This is a genomic window from Geomonas edaphica, from assembly GCF_004917075.1.
Taxonomy (GTDB): Bacteria; Desulfobacterota; Desulfuromonadia; order Geobacterales; family Geobacteraceae; genus Geomonas; species Geomonas edaphica.
On sequence record NZ_SSYB01000008.1, the window covers coordinates 114730 to 122340 of the forward strand.

At 59.7% G+C, this 7611-nt stretch carries 8 protein-coding genes and 4 tRNA genes; 10 read left to right on the top strand and 2 right to left on the bottom strand.

The features are described from left to right. The first annotated feature begins 17 nt into the window (after window positions 1–17). The 5 genes from rpsI (at window position 18) to E8K79_RS20455 (ending at window position 5636) form a co-directional block, all read left to right on the top strand. Entirely contained in the window at window positions 18–407 is a 390-nt protein-coding gene (gene rpsI, locus E8K79_RS20435) for a 30S ribosomal protein S9 (RefSeq protein ID WP_129128356.1), read from the top strand. Between the two features lie 164 nt (window positions 408–571). Beyond that, the gene (gene argC, locus E8K79_RS20440; protein WP_135872898.1) at window positions 572–1612 is read left to right on the top strand and encodes an N-acetyl-gamma-glutamyl-phosphate reductase; all 1041 of its coding nucleotides are present in this window, start codon (window positions 572–574) and stop codon (window positions 1610–1612) included. Between the two features lie 58 nt (window positions 1613–1670). Next, window positions 1671–3506: a YgiQ family radical SAM protein gene (locus E8K79_RS20445; protein ID WP_136516371.1), complete on the top strand. Its 1836-nt coding sequence runs from the start codon at window positions 1671–1673 to the stop codon at window positions 3504–3506. A 2-nt stretch (window positions 3507–3508) separates the two neighbouring features. Then, window positions 3509–3811, top strand: coding sequence for a YciI-like protein (locus tag E8K79_RS20450; protein WP_136516372.1), 303 nt, complete (start codon window positions 3509–3511; stop codon window positions 3809–3811). Window positions 3812–4007: 196 nt separating this feature from the next. Continuing rightward, complete coding sequence (locus E8K79_RS20455) at window positions 4008–5636, top strand: methyl-accepting chemotaxis protein (protein WP_136516373.1); 1629 nt, start codon at window positions 4008–4010, stop codon at window positions 5634–5636. Window positions 5637–5690: 54 nt separating this feature from the next. Here the strand turns inward: E8K79_RS20455 and E8K79_RS20460 are convergent, their stop codons facing one another. Together E8K79_RS20460 and E8K79_RS20465 are read right to left on the bottom strand one after the other, a co-directional pair. Then, window positions 5691–5981, bottom strand: coding sequence for a DUF2917 domain-containing protein (locus E8K79_RS20460; RefSeq protein WP_136516374.1), 291 nt, complete (start codon window positions 5979–5981; stop codon window positions 5691–5693). 168 nt (window positions 5982–6149) lie between these two features. Next, window positions 6150–6512, bottom strand: a complete 363-nt coding sequence (locus E8K79_RS20465; protein WP_136516375.1) for a hypothetical protein — start codon at window positions 6510–6512, stop codon at window positions 6150–6152. A gap of 332 nt (window positions 6513–6844) precedes the next feature. On the opposite strand from E8K79_RS20465, the gene E8K79_RS20470 reads away from it, so the two are divergent. From E8K79_RS20470 to E8K79_RS20490, 5 genes are all read left to right on the top strand, one after another. Then, window positions 6845–6920 (top strand) — tRNA-Thr (locus E8K79_RS20470). 31 nt (window positions 6921–6951) lie between these two features. Next, a tRNA-Tyr gene (locus tag E8K79_RS20475) sits at window positions 6952–7036 on the top strand. Between the two features lie 112 nt (window positions 7037–7148). Then, window positions 7149–7225 (top strand) — tRNA-Gly (locus E8K79_RS20480). A gap of 11 nt (window positions 7226–7236) precedes the next feature. Then, window positions 7237–7312: transfer RNA gene (locus E8K79_RS20485), tRNA-Thr, on the top strand. Between the two features lie 64 nt (window positions 7313–7376). Then, on the top strand, window positions 7377–7611 hold a 235-nt coding region (locus E8K79_RS20490), incomplete at its 3' end, for a GTP-binding protein (RefSeq protein WP_246043932.1).

Here is a 7611-nt window from a genome sequence, read left to right on the forward strand (position 1 = left end):
TCATCAGGAGATAGAAAATGGCAGTGAGTTTTTACGCAACTGGGAAAAGGAAGTCTTCCATCGCCAGGGTTTGGCTCAAGCCCGGCAACGGCGAGATCATTGTAAATACCAAGACTCTTGACAGCTACTTCGGCCGCGAGACCTCCAAGATGGTCGTCATGCAGCCCCTTGAGCTGACCGAGAACGTCGGCAAGTTCGACATCTTCTGCACCGTGAAGGGCGGTGGTGACTCCGGCCAGGCCGGCGCCATCAAGCACGGCATCACCAAGGCTCTCATCGAGGCCGATGCCGACCTGCGCGGTACCCTGAAGAAGGCCGGGTTCATTACCCGCGACTCGCGCATCAAGGAAAGAAAGAAGTACGGCAAGAAGGCTGCTCGCGCAAGCTTCCAGTTCTCCAAGCGTTAATTCTTCGCTGGGAACAATTGCTGTCTCATTGCAAAGGAGGAATCCGTCAGGGTTCCTCCTTTTGCTGTTTCAAAACTGCTTCAAGGTTTGTGCGTGTCAACTGTGCCACAGCTGTGCTAACATCCAACTTCTATTTCTTTCCGTTGTGAGCAAGGGAGGCCTTTATGATCAAGGTTGCCATAGTCGGTGCCAGCGGTTACACCGGCGTCGAACTGATCCGTATCCTGCACGCCCACCCCGAGGTGGCCGTTACCTGTGTTACTTCCGAACAGAGCGCCGGGCGCCCGGTGAGCGACGTGTTCCCGACCCTGCGCGGCAGGTGCGATCTCATCCTCGAGCCCCTGGAGCCCGCAGGGATCGCCGAGCAGGTTGACGTGGTTTTCACCGCGCTCCCGCATAAGGCTGCCATGGCGGTGGTACCCACCTTCCTCAAGATGGGTAAGGACGTCGTCGACCTCTCCGCCGATTACCGCCTGCACGACGCCGACGTCTACGGGAAGTGGTACGAAAAGCACCTCACCCCCGAGCTCCTCCCCCAGGCGGTGTACGGCATCCCCGAGCTGCGCCGTGACAAGATCAAGGAGGCATCCCTCATCGCCAATCCTGGATGCTATCCGACGAGCGTCATCCTCGGGCTCGCGCCGCTTCTGAAGGGAAAGGTGATCGATCCGAAGAGCATCATCGTCGACGCCAAATCCGGCACCTCGGGCGCGGGGCGCGGCGCCAAGGTCGACAACCTCTACTGCGAGGTGAACGAAGGTTTCAAGGCCTACGCCGTCGGGGGTGTGCACCGTCACATCCCGGAGATCGAGCAGGAGCTTTCCCTTCTCGCCGGGAGTCCGCTCGCCATCTCCTTCACGCCGCACCTGGTCCCGATGGACCGCGGTATCCTCTCCACCATCTACAGCGTGCCGACCGGCAAGGTGAGCGCCTCCGAACTCATCACGCTGTACGAGACCTTCTACGAGGGTGAACCGTTCGTGCGGGTGCTCCCGGAGGGTGTCCTCCCGTCCACGGCGCACGTGAGAGGTTCCAACTTCTGCGACATCGGTGTCGTTGTTGATGACAGGACCGGCAGGATCATCGTGGTTTCGGCGATCGACAATCTGGTGAAGGGGGCTTCCGGTCAGGCGGTGCAGAACATGAACCTGATGTGCGGTCTCCCCGAGACCCTCGGCCTCGATTTCCTCGGGATCTTCCCGTAACGGGACGCTCAGACATCCCCTCTCCTGCTCGGAGAGGGGGTGACGTCACAAGGTTTTTATGAAACAGGCACGACCCGCAAAGAAGCAGTCACCGCAGCACCCTTCCAAAAAGTCTCCCGCGCAGTTTCTTCCCATCACCTCAGCCGAAGCAAGAGCTCGCGGTTGGAACGAACTCGACGTCATCTTCGTCTCAGGCGACGCCTACGTGGACCACCCCTCGTTCGGGGTGCCGCTTCTCGCGCGCCTGTTGGAAGCAAAGGGCCTGCGGGTCGGCATCATCCCGCAGCCGGACTGGCGCAGCAAGGAGCCCTTCATGGCCCTTGGGCGCCCGCGCCTTTTTTTCGCGGTGGCGGCCGGTGCCATGGACTCCATGGTTGCGCACTACACCCCGGCAAGAAAGCTGCGCCGCGACGACGCCTACACCCCCGGCAACCGGCACGGCGCCCGCCCGAATCGAGCCACCATCATCTACACCTCGAGGCTCAAAGAGGCCTACCGCGACACCCCCGTGGTGATCGGCGGGATCGAGGCGAGTCTAAGGCGCTTCGCCCACTATGACTTTTGGGAAGACAAGGTGCGCCGCTCCGCACTCTTCGACGCGAAGGCCGATCTCCTGATTTATGGGATGGGGGAAAACCCGCTTCTCGAGCTCGTCGAGCGGCTGCAAAAAGGTGAGCCCTTCGCCTCGATCCGCGACATCCGCGGCACCGCCTGCGCCGCGTCCGCGATTCCTGAGACGGCCGGCGAGGTGGTCGAGTTGCCCTCGTACGAGAAGGTGGCCGCGGACAAGGCGGCTTACGGTGAATCCTTCCGTCTGCTTTCGCGCGAGCAGAACCCCGGCTGCGCCAAAGTCGTGATCCAGCAGCACGCCACACGCTACCTGGTTTGCAACCCGCCGGCCTGGCCGCTTTCCGGTGCCGATCTCGATGCGATATACGCGCTTCCCTTCGTGAAGGCGCCGCACCCGAGTTACAAGGAGGCGATTCCCGCCTACGAACAAATCCGCAATTCCATCACGACGCACCGCGGCTGCTTCGGCGGGTGCGCCTTCTGCGCCATCACGCATCACCAGGGAAAGACCATACAATCGAGAAGCGAGCAAGGTGTCCTGAACGAACTGGAGCAACTCGCGTCGCTTCCCTGGTTCCGGGGCAGCGTGAGCGATCTCGGGGGACCAACCGCCAACATGTTCGGCCTTTGCTGCGGCGACAAGGAGGCCGGGGACAAGTGCCGCCGGGACAGCTGCCTCTTCCCGAAGATCTGCAAGAACCTCGTCACCGATGACGCCGCCAGTTCGAGGCTTCTCGCCAAAGCTCGCCGCGTCTCAGGCGTCAAGCACGTCGCCGTTTCCTCCGGGGTCCGCTACGACCTGATGGAGCGCCAACCGCGCTACCTGCGCGAACTGGTCTCGCAGCACGTGAGCGGACTTTTGAAGGTGGCGCCGGAGCACCTCACCGACCGGGTCACCTCGGTGATGCGCAAGCCGGGGCACGACTGCTTTGAACGCTTCAGGGATGCCTTCCAGAAGGAGAGCGCCAAAGCAGGGAAAAGACAGTACATAGTCCCCTACTTCATCTCCGGGCATCCCGGATGCACTTTGTCCGACATGGTCGATCTGGCGCTCATGCTGAAAAGATGGGGGATGCGTGTCGAGCAGGTCCAGGACTTCACCCCGACGCCCGGAACGCTCTCCACCTGCATCTACCACACCGGGATCGATCCCTTCACCGGTGAGAAGGTGTACGTTGCGCGATCGGACAGGGAGAAGGGGCTGCAGAAGGCGCTGCTTCTGTACCACGTGCCGGAAGAACGGAAGAACTGCCTGACGGCGCTTAGGGAATGCGGCCGCGAGGACGCCGCTGCCGAATTGTTCGGCGGCAACAACAGGAGGTAGAGATGCATTATCTGTTGCTGTACGAAGTGGCACCCGATTACCTGGAGCGCCGCGGCGAGTTCCGCGATGAGCACCTTGCTCTTGCATGGGAAGCGGCGGCGCGTGGCGAGTTGCTCCTCGGCGGTGCCCTCACCGATCCGGCCGACGGTGCCGTTCTCCTTTTCGTCGCCGATTCGCCAGACGTTCCTGCCGCTTTCGCCAAGGTCGATCCTTACGTACTGAACGGGCTGGTGCGGAAGTGGACCGTCCGCGGCTGGCATACCGTGGTCGGCCCGCAGGCCCACGCTCCGGTGCATCCTTCCTGACCGGTTTACTGTCGTCGCTTTACATCCAGGGGGCGCAAGCCCCCACCTGCCACTCTCCATTCCTCGCTTTATTCAGTCTCATTTCCCGCCGTTCCTCTCTCAAGATTTAGTTAGCCGCGCCGATACTGACTGTAACAAGTTCTTGCCAATTAAACTTTGGTCTGGAAAAGCGAAAGTCATCAAAGGAGCAACGGCTATGAGTGTCCTTCAGGATGTAAAACTGGCACAGAAATTCGGACTGGTTGGCGGCATCAGTGCTGTATTGCTGTGCTTGTCGCTGGCGGCTTCAGTGGTCGGCATAAAGAAGATGTCCAGCGGGTTCACCAGTTTCGTCGAAAAGGATCAGGCCATTGCACTTGCTCTTAAAGACATGTACGCGCAAGGGCTGCAGACCGAGCAGGCGACCCGCAACATCCTCCTGAACCCGGCAGATGAGAAGGCGGCCAAGAACTACACCCAGGCCATGGATGATTTCGAGAAGGCCTACGGTGTCGTCCTCACTAAAAGCAAGGACCTTCCCAAGGTGAAGGGGGATGTAGAGCAGGTGATGGCGGTCTGGAAGGAAGCGGCAGCGCTGCGGGGACAGGTGCAGTCACTTGCGAAAGAAGGGAAAAAGGATGAGGCGTTGACGTTGCTGGTGAAGGACGAGACGCCGAAGTGGCGTGAGGTGAAGGACAAGCTTTTCAAACTAAGCGGCGCAAGGCAGAAAGAGATGGAGGGGACCAAGGCGAGTGTAGTGGCCACCTCCGACAGGGCTCTCATCCTATCCCTATGTCTGGGCGTTTTCGCCATCTTCTGCACATTACTGCTCCTCTTCCTAGTGGCCGTGGAACTGAAACGAACTATTCGCAAGATGAGCGTGGTGATGGACGATATCGCGATGGGGGATGGTGACCTCACCAAGCGCCTTGAGATTACCTCGCGGGATGAATTGGGACATCTCGCCCATGATTTCAACCTCTTCCTGGACAAGATGCATGGCCTCATCGCTACGGTCGCGGAGACAACGCACCAGGTATCGGCCGCGGCGGCGGAACTTAATTCCACGGCAGAGCAAATGGCGAGCGGAACCGAGGAGGTGGCCTCTCAGGCGGTGACCGTCGCTTCGGCCGGAGAAGAGATGACGACGACCTCCAGCGACATCGCCCGCAACTGCACCACCGCGGCAGAAGGTGCTCGTCGGGCCAGCGATGCTGCGGTAACCGGTGCCGCCGTGGTACAGGAGACTGTGCAAGGGATGGGAAGGATCGCGGAGCGGGTGAGGACGTCGGCACAGACAGTGGAGAGCCTGGGGACACGGTCCGACCAGATCGGTGAAATCGTAGGGACCATCGAGGAAATCGCGGATCAGACCAACCTTCTCGCGCTGAATGCGGCGATCGAGGCGGCCCGCGCAGGCGAACAGGGGCGAGGCTTTGCCGTCGTTGCCGACGAGGTCAGGGCGCTTGCCGAGCGGACCACGAGGGCAACCGGCGAGATCGGCAATATGATCAAGTCTATTCAGGCCGAGACCCGCAGCGCCGTGAGCGCCATGGACAGCGGCGTCAAGGAAGTCGAAAAGGGAACGCAAGAAGCCGCCCGGTCGGGCGAAGCGCTGCAGGACATCATCAGCCAGATCGACAACGTGACGCAGCAGGTAAGCCAGATTGCGGTGGCCGCGGAGGAGCAGACCGCAACCACCGGCGAGATCAGCGGCAACATCCACCAGATCACCGCGGTGGTGCACCAGACGGCCCAGGGGGCCCAGCAGTCAGCTCAGGCCGCGGGGCAGCTCTCGGAGCTTGCCGAGAGGTTGCGGCACGTGGTCGATGGGTTCAAGCTCTAGCTCCGGCTGGGCGGCGGCTTCTCATTGAGGCCGCCGTCACCGCTTGCCGTTTCTTCAGGCGCTCGCGGCAAGAGAGCCGCTGTGAGAGGCATGTCGGCAGGTCCTCAAGGAAATCGCGGTGCTGTCGGTCGCATGCTCGATGTTGTCGACGCAGAGTTTTGCCGATGCGAGCGCTTCAGTTAAGGCGGTGCGCCCCTTCTCGAGCTCGAAGCAGGAACCCGCACGGATCACGTAGTCCCGCCCGTCACCGATGGTGATCCAGAGGGCTCCTTGCGTGCAGTGCAGCCGCAAACCAGGCCCACCACCAAGCCGCAACACCTCCCCTTTTTCAAGCGAACAGTCCATAATCGCCTCCTTTCAGCGTGATGATGCGACTATAGCTCTACGCTGGAAATGAGTACAGACACAGGAATGTTGATTACCTTCCCTGACAGTTGCTCGGTTCTGTTGCTGTTCCTGCCGTGAAATGGGGGGACTGTACCCGTGACGAGTATTAGGGGGCGGGCAATCCCTCTACCGTGCGCGGTCGCGATAACGCAACGCGCGGTCACGATAACGCAACGCGCGGTCACGATAACGCAACGCGCGGTCACGATAACGCAACGCGCGGTCACGATAACACAACGCGCGGTCACGATAACACAACGCGCGGTCGCGATAACGCAACGTGCGGTCACGATAACGCAACGCGCGGTCACGATAACGCAACGTGCGGTCATGATAACACAACGCGCGGTCGTGATAACACAACGCGCGGTCGTGATAGCGCAACGCGCGGTCGTGATAGCGCAACGCGCGGTCGTGATAACGCAACGTGCGGTCGCGATAACACAACGCGCGGTCACGATAACGCAACGCGTGGTCGCGATAACGCAACGCGCGGTCACAATATCGCATCGTGCGGTCGCGATGACGAAGAATGCGGTAGTAATAACGAAAAGCGTGTGATGGGGGGCGGGGCCTGTCCCTTTGCCGGTTCCGGATGCGGTAAGGCCCTGGCTGGGCAACGCAGCGATACTGCGACGTTTCTCTCGACGCATACGGAGTGGTGGCGCCGTTGGCGATAAGTTGTATACGACAAGCAGTGAAAAATATTTCGAATGCCGAGAAAAAAGATATTGACACTGAGACCCTTTTGCTTTAGAACAGGGATTCGCTTCGCAACACAAGGCGCTGAAGCGAAAAGGTAGCAGATGATGGCGAATCAGGCTGGCGTAGCTCAATTGGTAGAGCAGCTGACTTGTAATCAGCAGGTTGCGGGTTCGAGTCCCATCGTCAGCTCCAGATTGAAAAAAGAATAGCATCACTTCTGTCTGGAGGGATTCCCGAGCGGCCAAAGGGAACAGACTGTAAATCTGTCGTCATCGACTTCGGAGGTTCGAATCCTCCTCCCTCCACCATATAAACTTCAGATGAGATGAGCTTCTGCTCAAATCAGGAGATCCTGGCGGATCGTTGGTACTGGTTGAGTGGGGTGTGAGTCGAGTCAAAAAACTTCAAAGCAGGGAATTGGCGGGAATAGCTCAGTTGGCTAGAGCGTCAGCCTTCCAAGCTGAGGGTCGCGGGTTCGAGTCCCGTTTCCCGCTCCAAAACAGAATATGCCCACATAGCTCAGTAGGTAGAGCACTTCCTTGGTAAGGAAGAGGTCACCGGTTCGAATCCGGTTGTGGGCTCCATCCCCTTCTAGAAAAAAAGCATCCAACTTTAAGGCTGTAGTAGATACATCAGGGAGGATTCCTCATGGCTAAAGCTAAATTCGAAAGAACTAAACCGCATGTAAACATAGGGACCATCGGTCACGTCGACCACGGCAAGACCACCCTGACCGCAGCCATCACCAAGGTGCTCGCAGGCAAGGGCCAGGCTGAGTTCAAGGCGTTCGACCAGATCGACAACGCTCCGGAAGAGCGTGAGCGTGGTATCACCATCGCCACCGCACACGTCGAGTACGAGACCGACAAGCGTCACTATGCTC

Bases quoted from the DNA above. Each gene is read 5' to 3' on its own strand.
- rpsI (WP_129128356.1), top strand. From the start codon at position 18: ATGGCAGTGAGTTTTTACGCAACTGGGAAAAGGAAGTCTTCCATCGCC.
- argC (WP_135872898.1), top strand. From the start codon at position 572: ATGATCAAGGTTGCCATAGTCGGTGCCAGCGGTTACACCGGCGTCGAA.
- E8K79_RS20445 (WP_136516371.1), top strand. From the start codon at position 1,671: ATGAAACAGGCACGACCCGCAAAGAAGCAGTCACCGCAGCACCCTTCC.
- E8K79_RS20450 (WP_136516372.1), top strand. From the start codon at position 3,509: ATGCATTATCTGTTGCTGTACGAAGTGGCACCCGATTACCTGGAGCGC.
- E8K79_RS20455 (WP_136516373.1), top strand. From the start codon at position 4,008: ATGAGTGTCCTTCAGGATGTAAAACTGGCACAGAAATTCGGACTGGTT.
- E8K79_RS20460 (WP_136516374.1), bottom strand. From the start codon at position 5,981: ATGGACTGTTCGCTTGAAAAAGGGGAGGTGTTGCGGCTTGGTGGTGGG.